Here is a 12,466-nt window from a genome sequence, read left to right on the forward strand (position 1 = left end):
CCTCCGAGACCCCCCCGAGAATCCCCACCCCCACCACCCACACCCTGAACCGCGAGCGGGGCCGGCCCCCACGGCCCCGCTCGCACCGCGCCGGAGGAGGCGGACACGATGACCCTCGTCGACACCGCCGACCTCCGCCTCCCCGCGACGCCCGACTCGCCCGCCCCGACGACCCGCCCCCGCACCGACCGCCCCCGCCGGTCCCTCCTCCGCACCGCCCTGATCCTGACGACGACCGCTCTGCTGGCCGTCCTGGTCGCGGCGGCGCTCCTGTTCCACGCGTCCGGCGGACGCTGGTTCATCGTGCAGACGCCCTCCATGGGCACGGCCGCCCCGGTCGGCACCCTCGTCCTCACCCAGCCGACGGCCCTCGAGGACGTCCGGGTCGGCGACGCGGTCAGCTTCCACCCCACCACCACGCCCGACGAGACCTACACCCACCGGGTCGTCGAGATCGCCGACGACGGCACGCTCCGCACCCAGGGCGACATCAACGGCGCCGTCGATCCGTGGGCCACCGGCCAGGACCAGCTCATCGGAGTCGTCACCACGGCGCTGCCGGTGCTCGGCTGGCTCGTGCGCGGCCTGCCGCTGCTGATCATCGGCGCCGTCCTCGTGCAGCTGCTCACCCGCGTCATCGCCTCGCCCACGCAGCGGGCGTCGATGCGGATCCTCGGCCTGTCGCTCGTCGCGTCCGTCACCGTCTTCGTGCTGCGCCCGCTCGTCGGCATCGTCGTCCTCGAGGCCACGGTCGACAGCGGCACGACGAACGCCACGCTCGTCTCGACGGGCGTCCTCCCCATCCGCGTGAGCGCCGAGGGCGCCGACCCCGTGGACCTGGTCTCCGGACAGGTCGGCCGCCTGCAGATCCCGGCGCACGACGGAGACGCCTACGCCCTCTCCTCCGCGCTGCACCTGCCGTTCTGGGGCTGGGTCCTCTTCGTCCTGCTCTGCGCGATCCCGGTGCTCTACACGGTCTTCGTCGGCCTGCCCGGGGAGCCGGAGCGGACCGCCGAGCACGGCCGCCGCGCCGCGCGCGAGGAGGAGACGGCATGAGCCGGCACCGCCTCTCCGCCGCGTCGCCGACCACGCGACTGCGCGCGCTCCTCGCGCGGCCGCGTGCGGTCGCCGCGGCCCTCGCCGCCCTGACCGCCGTGCTGCTCACCGCCCCCGCCACCTCGGGCGCGTACACCGCGTCGATCCTGAACTCGACGAACACCGTCGGCAGCGCCGCGGCCTTCTTCACCTGCGACGGCGCCCTCGCCGCCGACCGCGGGGCCGCGCTCTTCGCCTACACGCTCGCGCAGCCGAGCGGATCGACGACCGCGCCTGACACGGACTCCGGCCAGTACCCGGGCACCTACCGCTCCACCAGCCTCTTCCCGACCGCGATGGTCAGCTCCGCCGCGACGCCGAAGGCCTGCCCACGCGACGCGGGCGGCTCCTGGACTCCGAACGGCACCAACCAGTACCTGAGCACGCCCCTGCAGCTGGTGAACCCCGGAACCTTCAGCACCGAGATCTGGTTCAAGACCACGGTCGCCGGCGGCAAGCTCTTCAGCTTCAGTGCGGGAGCGACCGCTCCGGGCGGCCAGTACGACCGGCACACCTACATCGGCGCCGACGGCAAGCTCGTCTTCGGCGTCTACAACGGAGCGGCGCAGACGATCACGAGCCCCCGCGCGGTCAACGACGGCACGTGGCACCACGTCGTCTCGACCCTCTCTCCGACGGCGGGCGCAGCACTCTGGCTCGACGGCGTGAAGGTCGCCTCCAACAGCGCCTACCGCACGGCCGAGAACACGACGGGCACCTGGAAGATCGGCTACGACAGCCTCGGCGGCCAGTGGCCGAACGTCGGCTCGTCGTACTTCGGCGGGAGCCTGCGCTACGCCGCGGTGTACTCGACGGTCCTCACGCCGGAGCAGATCCAGACGCACTACGCGGTAGGACGCTGAGCGAACGGCCCGGTCGGCGGCGCCTCCGCAGCCCTAGGGTGAGCGGATGACCGCCCCCGCCCTCTCGCGCCGCGCGCGCTTCCACCAGCGGTTCCTCGTGGAGGAGCGCGTGATGGCCCCGGAGGCGCGCCGCGGCCTCGACCGCGCCGGCTTCGGCCTCATCGGCGTCGGAGTGGTCCTCTTCGCGGCCTTCACCGCGCAGGTCGCGAGCGGCACCGGCCTCACGGTCCTCGACCCGGTCGTCGCCGAGTGGTTCCGCGAGAAGCGCTCCGCCGAGGGCACCGTCGTGATGGACGCGCTCGCCACCGTCTTCGGGCCGGTCTACCTGCCCGTCATCATCCTGGCGGTCCTCGTGCTCTGGTTCGTCCTCGCCCGGCACCTCTGGCGGCCGATCCTCCTGGCCGGCGGCATGCTCGTCGGGATGCTCAGCGTGCAGCTGGTCGCGCACCTCGTGATGCGGATGCGCCCGCCGGTCGAGTACATGCTGCTCGGGCCCGACGGGACGTTCTCGTTCCCCTCCGGCCACGTCACGGGAGTGAGCGACTTCTTCCTGATCACCACCTTCCTCCTCGCCTCCCGCCGCTCCTCCCGGAGCTGGCTGGTCGGCGGCTTCGCGCTCTCGCTGGGGATGATCGCCGGCCAGATCGTCGCCCGGCTCTACCTCGGCTACCACTGGCTGACGGACACCCTCGCCTCGGTGTCGCTCGCCCTGATCGTCCTCGGCTCGGTGATCGTGATCGACACCCGCCGCACCGTCGTCGTGCGGAGCGACGCGGGCTGATCCGTGCGGCGCCTCCCTGGCGATGAGGCGCTGGAGCCGCGCTCGTCGTGGCCGCACGACGGAGGCGGGCCGACCCGGATGGGGTCGACCCGCCGAGAGGAGGAGCCGTGCAGTGCGAGAAGGAGCTAGCCGCGGGAGCTGGCGGAGTTGTCGATCGCGAAGAACCGGTCGCTGAGGTCGCGATCGTTGCCGGCGTTCGAGTCGACGGCACCCGACGTCCCCACCGTGATGCGCGATCGGGACCGCATCGAGAGCGAGTCGTACTTCGGGAAGCCCACTCCCGACGGGTTCGACGGACGGTCCCGGAGCTGGGCCTTGTAGGTGAGGTTGAAGACCTCGCCCGGGGCGAGCGGCTTCTCCACGCGCTGGGACCACCACTTGACGTGGACCTGAACGCTGGGATCCTCCTCCAGGGGGACGGTCGCGCTGGTGTCGATGCCGAGATCGGTGAGCGGGATCGAGGCGGGGTTCTCCTGCACCGCGAGCGAGTCCCAGTAGCCGGCGAAGGCCAGGCCGAACCCGATGACCGCGCCGGCGGGCACCGTGTCGGGTCCGTCGTTGCGGTAGGTCGTGACGAACGTCAGGTCCCGGTATCCCTTGTACATCGGCTCGCCGGCGTGCTGGCCGCTGCCCGCGACGGCCCCGTTCGGGGACTCGGTCGGGCGTCGGACCACCGTGGCCAGGTCGACCTGCGGGTCGGTCGGGACCGTCGACGCCGCGGCGAGCGGGGCGGCGATCGCGGCCGCCACGATCGGCACGGACCAGGCGGCACCGTGGACGATCGTGCGGCGGGAGGTCGAGTCGCGCGCCGTACGGGACGGGGCTTCCGTCGACGTCGCGTCGAGTTGAGGGGTGTGGGACATGGGTCTCTCCTTGGGGACGGGGGTCCGTCCGGTTCGCGGTGTCGGGTCGACGCCGGCGGTGGGGCACCGCAGGCGATCGCTCCGTCCGGTCGCCTCGAAGGGCGGCCGGCCCGAGTGCGCGCGTCGGATTCCGATCAGCGGCCTCGGGTGGATCTGACCGATCCTCACCGAGCCGCGTGCGCGGATCGAGGCCGGGGCCGCGATCGGACGGATTCTCGTCGGAGAGTGGCGGATTACCGTCCGCCGAGCACCGCCCAGACGCGTGTGGTGGAGTTCGGAGGATGATCGACCATGGAGAGGGGAAGCGCATGCTGAGGAGCGACCCGTCGAGGATCGAGCGGAGAGTGGGCCTGGGGGGCGCGGACGCGACCGCGTGGCTCGGTGCACGCGGGTTCGCCACCGTGCCGTCCGCACGAGCGTTCCGGCTGGCGGCCGACGCCTGCCGCGCGCCGGATCTCGCCCTCGCGCGCATCCTCCGGGGGCCGGGGGAGACCAGGCAGGGGGGTGCGCGTGCTCCCGGCGTCTCCGTCTCGCTGGTCACCGAGGGAGCACTCGAGCTCCTCCTGCCCGCGGGCGGCGTCCGGGTGGAGCGCGGGCAGGCCGTGTTCAGCCGGACCACGCGCGCCCTCGAGACGAGGAACACCGACTCGGTCGGCACGATCGAGATCGTCTTCGGTTCGAGCTCCTCCTCGCGGTTCGATCTGCAGCTCGGAGGGGAGCCGGTGATCGTCCAGGACGACGTCCGCAGCGTCCGTGCGCTCTCCGCCCTCGCCAACGAGGTCCTCGGGGGCGCCGACGACTCGGCGGCCCTCCTCCCGACCGGATACCGCATCGCGCTGGAGGCGCTCGCCTCCGACGTCCTCGATCGGATCGGGCCCGACCTGCCGAGGACGCTCGATTCTGCGGACCGCCGCCTCGTCCTCGCTGCTCGCCGCGTCGTCCGCGAGCGGCTCGGCGACCCGGGCTTCTCCGTCCGCGCCCTCGCCTCCGATCTCGCGGTCAGCGAGAGGCGGTTGCAGCGTGCTTTCGCTCCGACCGGCACGACGGCGAAAGGATTCCTCCGACGCGCGCGAGCGGAGGCCGCGGAGAGGCTGCTCCGCACGCACCCGGCGGTCACGCCGGTCGAGCTGGAGCTCGTCGCGCGCCAGGTCGGGCTGCCCGGCGCCCGCGCTCTGAAGGACCACCTCGCGGTCCACGGCCTCTCCGTCCCCGGCTCCGCGCGGCCCGTCAGCCCCGGTCCGCAGGATCCTCCTCGCTGACGACCGGTACCGGCTCCGTCACGCCGATCGTGCTGACGATCGGGACGACTCCGGTGCGGACGAACGGCTCCTCGGCCGGGGGCGCCGGCTCGTCGGGCGGCGATGCGGGCTCACCCGGGGTCGGCGCCGCCCGGTCGGACGCCGCGACGCCCGCCTGCCCGAGGTCGGCCTGCGCGATCTCGGGCGCGTCCTGGTAGAGCACATCGGCGGCGAGGGCCTGCTCGATGCCGCGGTCCCGACGGGTGCGGGCCCGGACCGGCGCGACCGCGCGCACGATCGGAGTGCGCAGGCGGCGGTAGGCGATCCGGCCGAGCGTGACTCCGCCGGCGAGGCCCAGCGCGATCATGCCCGCCTGCAGCAGGAGCTCGATCCCGGCACTCGGACCGACGTCGGAGGTGAGGCCGAGGACGCCGCGGTAGAGGGTGAGACCGGGCAGGAGGGGGACGATGGCGCACGCGGTCGTCACCACGGCGGGCACCCGCATCCGCTCGGCCAGCATCTCGCCGAGCAGTCCGATCGCCAGGGCGGGGAGCGCATTGGCCATCAGCGGAGCGAAGCCCGAAGTGGTCAGGGAGTCGGAGACCAGGAACGCGCCGGCCCCGGTGAGGGCGGCGATGAGCGCGGGCCGCGGCGGGGTGTGCGACGAGAGGGCCCACGCGCCCGCCGCGACCCCGGCGCCGAGCACCTGCACGGCGGCCGGCCAGGGGCGGGCGTAGGAGTCGACCAGCACCAGCTCGACCCCAAGCGAGCGCGCGCCGTCCAGCACCACGGCGATGCCGACGACGATGCCCAGCGTCAGCAGCCCGACCTCGAGCAGCCGGCCGCCCGCCGTGATCGGGAACCCGTTGATCGCGTCGTCCGCCGCTCCCACGAACGAGAGCCCGGCGAGGAGCACGACCACCCCCGACGCGACGACGAGCGCGGGCGGCAGCACCGCCAGCTCCACGGGCAGCCGCGGCACGACGGCGAGGAGCACCACCGCCACTCCGGTCGCCAGCGCAGCGCCTGCGATCTGCTGGAAGAAGGCGGGCAGGCCCCAGCGGGCGAGCAGCTGGTTGACCAGGTCGATCGCGGCGGCCGTCGCGGCGGCGAGGAGGACGACGAGGGGTCCGCCCCCGAGCAGGAGCGCGACGCCCGCCGCCATCAGGGCGAGCGTGAGGGTGACGACCCCGCGGCGGTAGCGGTGCGGCTGGACGAGGATCGCGTCGAGCCGGTCGTGCGCGGCCTCGAACTGGTGCCGCGCCTCCTCGCGGGCCTCGGCGGAGTCGACGGCGTCCGCGACGCGCACCTCCGGCGAGCCCTCGGTGATGGCGGTGACGAGCGCCGTCACGCGGGCGAGCCGCTCGTAGTCGGCGCTGCGGGAGGGGACGACGCGCAGCACGCTCACGCTCGGGGAGTCGTCGCCGCCGTCGTGCACGACCAGGATCGACGTGAAGGTGAGGTCGACCTGGCACTCGATGCCGTACGCGCGGCACACCCGCTGGATCGTCTCGGTCACCTCGGCGGCCGCGGACCCCAGCGAGAGCAGCGTCTCGCCCAGCCGCACGGCGAGCTCGAGCACTCCGCGGACCGTCTGCTCGGCGAGGAGCGCCCGCTGCGCTCGACGGCTCACCGGGGCCGCGGGCCGCTGCCCGCCGAGCTTGCCGACGACCTGCTGCAGAAGACGAGGAGAGCGCACCGTCCAGGGTAGGCATGCGGCGCCCGGTCCGGGGACGGGTTGCGGCGCCGGCTCTCCGGCGTGGCGCCGCATCGGAGGGGGCCTGCCTACACTGGCGAGCGACTGCGTCCGCGAACGGGCGGGCGGGGCGAGGGGTGGGAGCGCATGAGGGTTCACGAGCGCGCGGTGCGGCACGGGCGGCTCCGGAGGCGGTCCGGGGTGCGGACAGTGGTGGTCGGGATCGCGGCGGTGGTCGGCGTCCTCGCCGTCAGCGCCACCTCGCTCGTGGCGATCGCGACGGTCAGCATCAGCCGGAACGTCGCCGACAACGCGGTCGACCTGGGCGTCGCTCCTCCCACCGCCGGGAACGTGCAGATGGGCGCGGTCGAGGGCGGCTTCGACGTCCTGGTGGTCGGCACCGACAACGACGCGACGCAGGGCGACTCCTTCGGTGTCCGCGACGACACGCTCAACGACGTCAACATCCTGCTCCACGTCTCGGCCGACCACCGCAGCGCGACGGTGATCAGCTTCCCGCGCGACCTGATCCTGGACCGCCCCGCCTGCACCGACCCGGAGACGGGCGCCGTCACCGAGGCGACCACCGGCGTCCCGCTCAACTCGGCGTTCCAGTACGGCGGTCTCGCCTGCGTCAACGACACCCTGCAGCAGTTCACCGGCCTGACGGTGCCCTACGCCGGCTGGGTGTCCTTCAACGGCGTCATCGAGATGAGCAACGCCGTGGGCGGCGTCCCGATCTGTCTCACCGGGCCGATCCTCGACACCGACTCGGGCCTCGACCTGCCCGCGGGCACCTCCACCGTCTCCGGATCGATGGCACTCTCGTTCCTCCGCAGCCGCCACGGCGTCGGCGACCAGAGCGACCTCAGCCGTATCTCGTCGCAGCAGCAGTACCTGGCCTCGCTGATGCGCACCGTCCGCTCGGCCGACACCCTCTCGAACATCCCCGCCCTCTACGGCCTCGCGCAGGCGACCTCGTCGAACGTGCACCTGTCGACCTCGCTCACGAGCCCGGCGACGATGATCTCGCTCGCCCTCGCGCTGAAGGACGTCGACCTCTCGAAGATGGTGTTCGTGCAGTACCCGGCGCTCGACGACCCGGACTACCCGGGCAAGGTCGTGCCGAACGCCGAGGTCGGCGCCGAGCTGATGAACCGCGTCCTCAACGACCAGCCGGTGACCCTCGCGTCGGACGCGCCGGCGGAGGAGGCGCCCGCGGCGGAGGATCCCGCAGCGGAGGCGCCCACGGAGGAGGGCGGCGCGGCTCCGACGGATCCCGCTCCCGTCGCCGTCGACGCTCCGGGCCAGACCGCGGCGGAGGAGACCTGCGCGGTCCCGTCCGACTGACCCGACAGGTCGCGCACGAGGAGGGCGCCCGGGCGGTGTGCCCGGGCGCCCTCCTCGTGCGCGGTGCGCAGCCGCCTACGCGCGGCGGCGGCGGAGCACCGTCAGGGCGAGACCCCCGAGGACGCCGAAGGCGGCCAGGGCGAGCGGCGCGGTCGTCGAGACGCCGGTCGAGGCGAGGGCGGGACGGTGGCCGCCCGTCTGTGCCGCGGGTCGGGAGCCGGCCGGGTGCACTGCGGGTCCGGCGCCGGCGGGGTGCGCCGTGACCGCGGCGACGGCGGCGGAGCAGTCGGCCTCTCCGGCGACCGGGTCCTCCTCCGTCAGCGTGTAGTCGTAGGAGGTGCTCGCCACGAGACCGCTCGACGTGCCGCGGGCGATGACGCAGTAGATCTCGCTCGCCGGGTCCTGCAGCGGGTACTCGCCGAGGGAGATCAGGCTCCAGCCGAGCCCGTCGACGCCGACCTCGAGGCTCGAGGCGCCGCCGGTGAGCGTCTGGCGTGCACCCGAGGTCGAGAAGACGCCGATCGAGACGGTCTCGTCCGCGCCGAAGCCGAGGAGGGCGCCACCGCTGGTGGGCTGTCCGTCCGCCGGCGCGGGCTCGGGTGAGGCTCCCTGGGGCCAGATGCGGATCGCGGTGCGCGACGGGACCTGCTCGAGCGACGACGTCACGGAGCGTCCGCTGGTCTCTCCCGTGGCGGTGACGGTGAAGGTCCCGAGCTGGTCCGCCATGGTGTCGGCGTCCAGCCGGACGAAGGTCTCGCCGGAGAGCGGGCTCGGTGCGGGAGACACGAGGACGGAGGTGCTGCCGTCGGGCGCGGTGAGCGTGACGGACACGTCCTCGCCGCGGTCGAATCCGCGGAACGAGGCGACGACGCCGTAGATCCGGAACTCGCCGACCTGGATGTCAGCGCCGGCCGGGAGCACCCCGCCGTCCTCCCGGTTCTGGAAGACGACGCTCGTGTCGGGCTGCGTCACGGTCAGCTCGACGGCGTTGGACGCGACGCGGTCACCCGAGGCGTCGAGCCCCTCCGCGACGACGGAGATCGTCTCGCCGGGGAGCGGGAGGTGGGGGTCCACCGCGACGCCGTCCGCGTCGGTGGGGAGCCAGTCCCGGAGGCGGAGCTCGCCGGAGGCGGTGATCACGCTGGTGGTGACGGCCTCCTCCGAGTCGCCGTCGCGGAGCACGACGACGGCGACGGTGCCGGGCTGGAAACCGGTCCCGGACACGTCCAGGCCGCCGGCCCAGCCCTCCGCCGAGGGGATCGCGGAGAACGCCGAGCCCGCTTCGTAGGTGGTGCGGTCGAGGGCGATCGCCAGGGGCGACTGCGCGCTCTCGACGGGCGCGGTGGTCGGAGCCGGAGTGGGCGCCGGGGTCGGAGTCGGCTCCGGAGTCGCGGTCGGCTCCGGAGTGGCGGTGGGCTCCCCGGTGGGAGCCGGCTCGGCCGGTGCGGGGCTCGAGGCGGCGTCAGGGACGACCTCGGTGGCCAGGGCGACGGACGGGAACGCGAGCGCCCCCAGCAGTGCCGCAGTGGTGATGATGGTGACGCCGTGGCGTCGTCGCGCAGAACGCACGATTCCTGCTTTCTCCGAGCCGCTGATCGCGGTCGGCTTCCCCATGAGCGGGGGACGATCGCCCCCTGTGGCCGAGTGTGTCCTATGCGGAACCTCAGCCTGTGCCGGATCCTGCAACGATCCGATCACGCCGCGCGGCGCGAGGTGACGGTTCGGTCACGGCCGGGCGCGGCGATTCCGACGGGCCGGTGGTCGTCGCTCTCCGGAGGCTCCTCAGACCGGCGGCACGACCAGCAGGACCACGCCGATCGCGGCGCTCACCGCGGCCACCACGCACCAGCGCTCCGCTCGTGTCCCTGCGGCTCCGCGCGTCCGCGCCACGGCGCCGAGCCCGATCGCGAGCACGGCGATGCCGATCTGCAGGGCCACCGTCGTCCGGATCAGCGCCCACGCCTCGAAGGCGCTCGCTCCGGTCGATCCGGTGGCGAGGAGCGGCACTCCGCCGACGCCCGCCGGCACCAGCAGCAGGCCGGATCCGATCGCGAGCGCCGCGACCAGGTGGGCGAGCACGTCGTCCAGCGCGGTCCGTGGGGGCGCGCCGACCGGCCCGAGAGCGGCGGCGCCGGGCCTCATCGCGACAGTGCGGAGGTGCATGGGGCGAGCGTAGGACCGGACCGCACCGGAGCGGACCCCCTGCGGAGGCCCCTGTCCGGTGGGCATTCCGGAGGAGGATCGGCGCTCACGGAGCAGTCCCTGCGCCGGAGGTCGAGCCGCTCGCGCGCGGGAGACCGGCTCGCTCGGAGCCCGTCAGTCGCTGCTTCCGGTCCAGGTCCCTTCGATCACCTGGATCAGGTCGTGCCGCTCATCAGGTCCCAGGTGCGGTTCGAACTCGATGACGAGCCGGTCCGACCGGTAGACGTCCCTCGTGCTGTAGACCGTCGCCTGCCGCGCGAGATCGAGGGAGCGGTAGCGGTGGATCGACGCCCCGGGCCCGTCGACGCCCTCCACGCACCCCCGCCGATCTCCGCAGGCGTCCCTGCTCGGAGCGGCGGCCCGCTCGAGGCCGTCCAGGTCCGCGCGGGTGACGTCCCGGATCGTGATCCTCGATCTCGAGTCGTCGAGGAGGAGTCCCGCTCCGAAGACGGCGGCTCCTCCCACGACGGCACCGACGACGAGACCCGCCGCCCCGAAGACGAGGGCGGTCCGGCCGACCGTTCCCGTGGCTCCGCTCGTCGCTGTCATGGAGGACCTCTCTTCGGTCGGCTGCTCGGGCGGACGGCGGAGTGCGACCGCATCCGGAGAACCTCCCAGCGCTCGTCGACGGAGTCAAGAGCGGGCACCTCGATGGCAGGAGAAGTGGCGCGATCATCGACGCAGAGCGTGCAGCAGGCTCTCCACCCGCCCGGCGCCTCCGCCTCGGGCGCCGTCTCGGGCAGGATCAGGGGATGCTCCTCCAGACGATCACCACCGGATCCGGACCGCGACACGTCGGGCTGGTGCACGGTCTCGGCGCGTCGGCGGCGACCTGGGGGCCGTTCGTCGAGCGGCTCGTCGCGACCGGCCGCTGCACCGTGACGGCCGTCGACCTGCGCGGGCACGGCGCGAGCCCGCGGGCGGAGTCGTACCGGATCGACGACATGGCCGCCGATCTGGTCGAGTCGCTGCCGACGGGGCTCCACAGCGTGGTCGGCCATTCGCTCGGCGGCGCAGTGCTGCATCGGGCCGTCGCCGGACTCGCGCCCGGCCGAGCCGTCTACCTCGATCCCGGATTCGCCCTGTCGCTGCCGACGAGCGGCCTGGCCGGACGGCTGTTCTGGGCGGCGCCGCTCCTGTCGCTCGGCATCGCCCAGCTCGGGCAGGCGCGGGCGAGCGCCGCGGTCCGCGCCGCCTACAGCCCGGAGACCCGCGCGCTCCTCGACGACGCGAAGGAGCGGTTCGACGCGCGGATGGCCGTCGGCGTCTTCCGGGACGTCGCCTTCCACCCGATCCCGGTCGAGGCGCCGGCGGTCCCGTCGACGATCGTCCTCTCCGACCAGTCGCCGGCGGTGCTGCCCGACGCCCTGGCCGCGCGGCTCGAGCAGCGGGGCTGGCAGGTGCGCCGGCTCCCGGGCGTGCACCACGACATGCAGCTCGAGGACCCCGACCGGACCTTCGCCGCGATCGAGGACGTGCTGTAGCCGCGACGACGCGACCGACGGTGGGCGACTCCCGCGGCGACGAATCGGGAGCTCGACCGCAGCGACTGATCGGCGCTGGAGAGCAGCTGCGATCACGATCCTGCGGTGACGAGCGGCACAGGAGGAGGGCGGGTGGGCCCGTCGGTCCGCTCGCCCGCGCACGTCGGTGCCGGCCGGACTAGAGGACGACGTCGCCCTCGACGACGGCGTGAGCGATGTCGGAGACGCGGGCTCCGCGGGATCGGGCGCTGTGACGGAGCAGATTCCAGGCCGTCACCATGTCGACGTTCCGGCTGTGGGCGATGACCCCCTTGGCCTGCTCGACGACGATCCGGATGTCGAGGGCGTGCTGCAGGTGCTCGCGAGCGAGTGCGGATCCGTGGATCGCCCGCTCCTGGACGATGCCGATCGTGGCGACATCGGCGATGGTCTGAGCAGCGAGGACGTCGCCCGCGCCGAACTCGCCGGGCCGGTCGCTGAAGAAGTTCAGCGAGCCGATGGTGCTCTGCCGCAGCCGCAGCGGAACGGCGTGCACGGACTGGTAGCCGGAGTCCCGAGCCGCCTGCGCGAAGGCGGGCCAGCGGGCGGCGATGCTCGTCAGCGTTCCGGCGGTGACGACGTTGCCGTCCTGGAAGGCCTCGACGCAGGGTCCGTCCCCGGCGGAGAGCTGGAGGACCTCGATGAGGTGGAGGCGCTCGCTGGTCGAGGCCATGACGACGAGCTCGCCGTGCTCGTCGCCGAGGACGAGACCCACGTCCACGGCGTCGAAGATCGCGGCGCACCGATCGACGAGGTCGTGCAGGAACTCGACGATGTCGAAGTCGTCGACGAGAGTGTCGGCGACCACGGTGAGAGTCTCGAGGAGCAGTTGCGTGTGGTCGGAGGCGGGCATCG

12 protein-coding genes are annotated in these 12,466 nt (G+C 73.6%); 6 read left to right on the forward strand and 6 right to left on the reverse strand.

What is annotated here, in order from left to right:
• Nucleotides 1-108 precede the first annotated feature (108 nt).
• The 3 genes from GSU45_RS01985 to GSU45_RS01995 are packed head-to-tail and all read left to right on the forward strand — an operon-like array spanning nt 109 to nt 2,739.
• Nucleotides 109-1,056 (forward strand): S26 family signal peptidase, encoded by a 948-nt coding sequence (locus GSU45_RS01985; RefSeq protein ID WP_159912272.1) that lies wholly within the window; start codon nt 109-111, stop codon nt 1,054-1,056.
• Entirely contained in the window at nt 1,053-1,958 is a 906-nt protein-coding gene (locus GSU45_RS01990; protein WP_159912274.1) for a LamG domain-containing protein, read from the forward strand. The genes GSU45_RS01985 and GSU45_RS01990 overlap by 4 nt, the downstream gene beginning before the upstream one ends.
• Nucleotides 1,959-2,004: 46 nt before the next feature.
• Complete coding sequence (locus GSU45_RS01995; protein WP_159912276.1) at nt 2,005-2,739, forward strand: phosphatase PAP2 family protein; 735 nt, start codon at nt 2,005-2,007, stop codon at nt 2,737-2,739.
• 125 nt (nt 2,740-2,864) lie between these two features.
• On the opposite strand, the gene GSU45_RS02000 is transcribed toward GSU45_RS01995, so the two are convergent.
• Nucleotides 2,865-3,602 (reverse strand): hypothetical protein, encoded by a 738-nt coding sequence (locus GSU45_RS02000; RefSeq protein ID WP_159912278.1) that lies wholly within the window; start codon nt 3,600-3,602, stop codon nt 2,865-2,867.
• Between the two features lie 281 nt (nt 3,603-3,883).
• Here GSU45_RS02000 and GSU45_RS02005 point away from each other — a divergent pair, with 281 nt between their 5' ends.
• Nucleotides 3,884-4,861 (forward strand): helix-turn-helix domain-containing protein, encoded by a 978-nt coding sequence (locus GSU45_RS02005; RefSeq protein WP_159912280.1) that lies wholly within the window; start codon nt 3,884-3,886, stop codon nt 4,859-4,861.
• Here the strand turns inward: GSU45_RS02005 and GSU45_RS02010 are convergent.
• The gene (locus GSU45_RS02010) at nt 4,830-6,539 is read right to left on the reverse strand and encodes a threonine/serine exporter family protein (protein WP_159912282.1); all 1,710 of its coding nucleotides are present in this window, start codon (nt 6,537-6,539) and stop codon (nt 4,830-4,832) included. The two genes, GSU45_RS02005 and GSU45_RS02010, sit on opposite strands and share 32 nt — an antisense overlap.
• A 198-nt stretch (nt 6,540-6,737) precedes the next feature.
• Here GSU45_RS02010 and GSU45_RS02015 point away from each other — a divergent pair, with 198 nt between their 5' ends.
• Nucleotides 6,738-7,886 (forward strand): LCP family protein, encoded by a 1,149-nt coding sequence (locus GSU45_RS02015; RefSeq protein WP_159912284.1) that lies wholly within the window; start codon nt 6,738-6,740, stop codon nt 7,884-7,886.
• Nucleotides 7,887-7,961: 75 nt separating this feature from the next.
• Here GSU45_RS02015 and GSU45_RS17100 read toward each other — a convergent pair whose 3' ends face one another.
• The 3 genes from GSU45_RS17100 to GSU45_RS02030 form a co-directional block, all read right to left on the reverse strand.
• Nucleotides 7,962-9,500 (reverse strand): hypothetical protein, encoded by a 1,539-nt coding sequence (locus GSU45_RS17100; RefSeq protein WP_208543477.1) that lies wholly within the window; start codon nt 9,498-9,500, stop codon nt 7,962-7,964.
• A 168-nt stretch (nt 9,501-9,668) separates the two neighbouring features.
• Nucleotides 9,669-10,049: a hypothetical protein gene (locus GSU45_RS02025; protein WP_146078433.1), complete on the reverse strand. Its 381-nt coding sequence runs from the start codon at nt 10,047-10,049 to the stop codon at nt 9,669-9,671.
• A 153-nt stretch (nt 10,050-10,202) separates the two neighbouring features.
• The gene (locus GSU45_RS02030) at nt 10,203-10,637 is read right to left on the reverse strand and encodes a hypothetical protein (RefSeq protein ID WP_159912286.1); all 435 of its coding nucleotides are present in this window, start codon (nt 10,635-10,637) and stop codon (nt 10,203-10,205) included.
• 203 nt (nt 10,638-10,840) lie between these two features.
• On the opposite strand from GSU45_RS02030, the gene GSU45_RS02035 reads away from it, so the two are divergent.
• Nucleotides 10,841-11,572 carry an alpha/beta hydrolase gene (locus GSU45_RS02035; RefSeq protein WP_159912287.1) on the forward strand — a complete coding sequence of 244 codons (732 nt, stop codon included), beginning with the start codon at nt 10,841-10,843 and terminating at the stop codon, nt 11,570-11,572.
• Between the two features lie 178 nt (nt 11,573-11,750).
• On the opposite strand, the gene GSU45_RS02040 is transcribed toward GSU45_RS02035, so the two are convergent.
• Nucleotides 11,751-12,464, reverse strand: coding sequence for a GAF and ANTAR domain-containing protein (locus tag GSU45_RS02040; RefSeq protein ID WP_159912288.1), 714 nt, complete (start codon nt 12,462-12,464; stop codon nt 11,751-11,753).
• Nucleotides 12,465-12,466 lie beyond the last annotated feature (2 nt).

It is taken from the genome of Rathayibacter sp. VKM Ac-2801 (assembly GCF_009834245.1).
GTDB lineage: Bacteria > Actinomycetota > Actinomycetes > Actinomycetales > Microbacteriaceae > Rathayibacter.

Excerpts from the sequence above, each read along its gene's own strand:
- GSU45_RS02040 (WP_159912288.1), bottom strand. The coding sequence starts at position 12,464 with ATGCCCGCCTCCGACCACACGCAACTGCTCCTCGAGACTCTCACCGTG.
- GSU45_RS02005 (WP_159912280.1), top strand. The coding sequence starts at position 3,884 with ATGATCGACCATGGAGAGGGGAAGCGCATGCTGAGGAGCGACCCGTCG.
- GSU45_RS01995 (WP_159912276.1), top strand. The coding sequence starts at position 2,005 with ATGACCGCCCCCGCCCTCTCGCGCCGCGCGCGCTTCCACCAGCGGTTC.
- GSU45_RS02030 (WP_159912286.1), bottom strand. The coding sequence starts at position 10,637 with ATGACAGCGACGAGCGGAGCCACGGGAACGGTCGGCCGGACCGCCCTC.
- GSU45_RS01985 (WP_159912272.1), top strand. The coding sequence starts at position 109 with ATGACCCTCGTCGACACCGCCGACCTCCGCCTCCCCGCGACGCCCGAC.
- GSU45_RS01990 (WP_159912274.1), top strand. The coding sequence starts at position 1,053 with ATGAGCCGGCACCGCCTCTCCGCCGCGTCGCCGACCACGCGACTGCGC.
- GSU45_RS02000 (WP_159912278.1), bottom strand. The coding sequence starts at position 3,602 with ATGTCCCACACCCCTCAACTCGACGCGACGTCGACGGAAGCCCCGTCC.
- GSU45_RS17100 (WP_208543477.1), bottom strand. The coding sequence starts at position 9,500 with ATGGGGAAGCCGACCGCGATCAGCGGCTCGGAGAAAGCAGGAATCGTG.
- GSU45_RS02025 (WP_146078433.1), bottom strand. The coding sequence starts at position 10,049 with ATGCACCTCCGCACTGTCGCGATGAGGCCCGGCGCCGCCGCTCTCGGG.
- GSU45_RS02035 (WP_159912287.1), top strand. The coding sequence starts at position 10,841 with ATGCTCCTCCAGACGATCACCACCGGATCCGGACCGCGACACGTCGGG.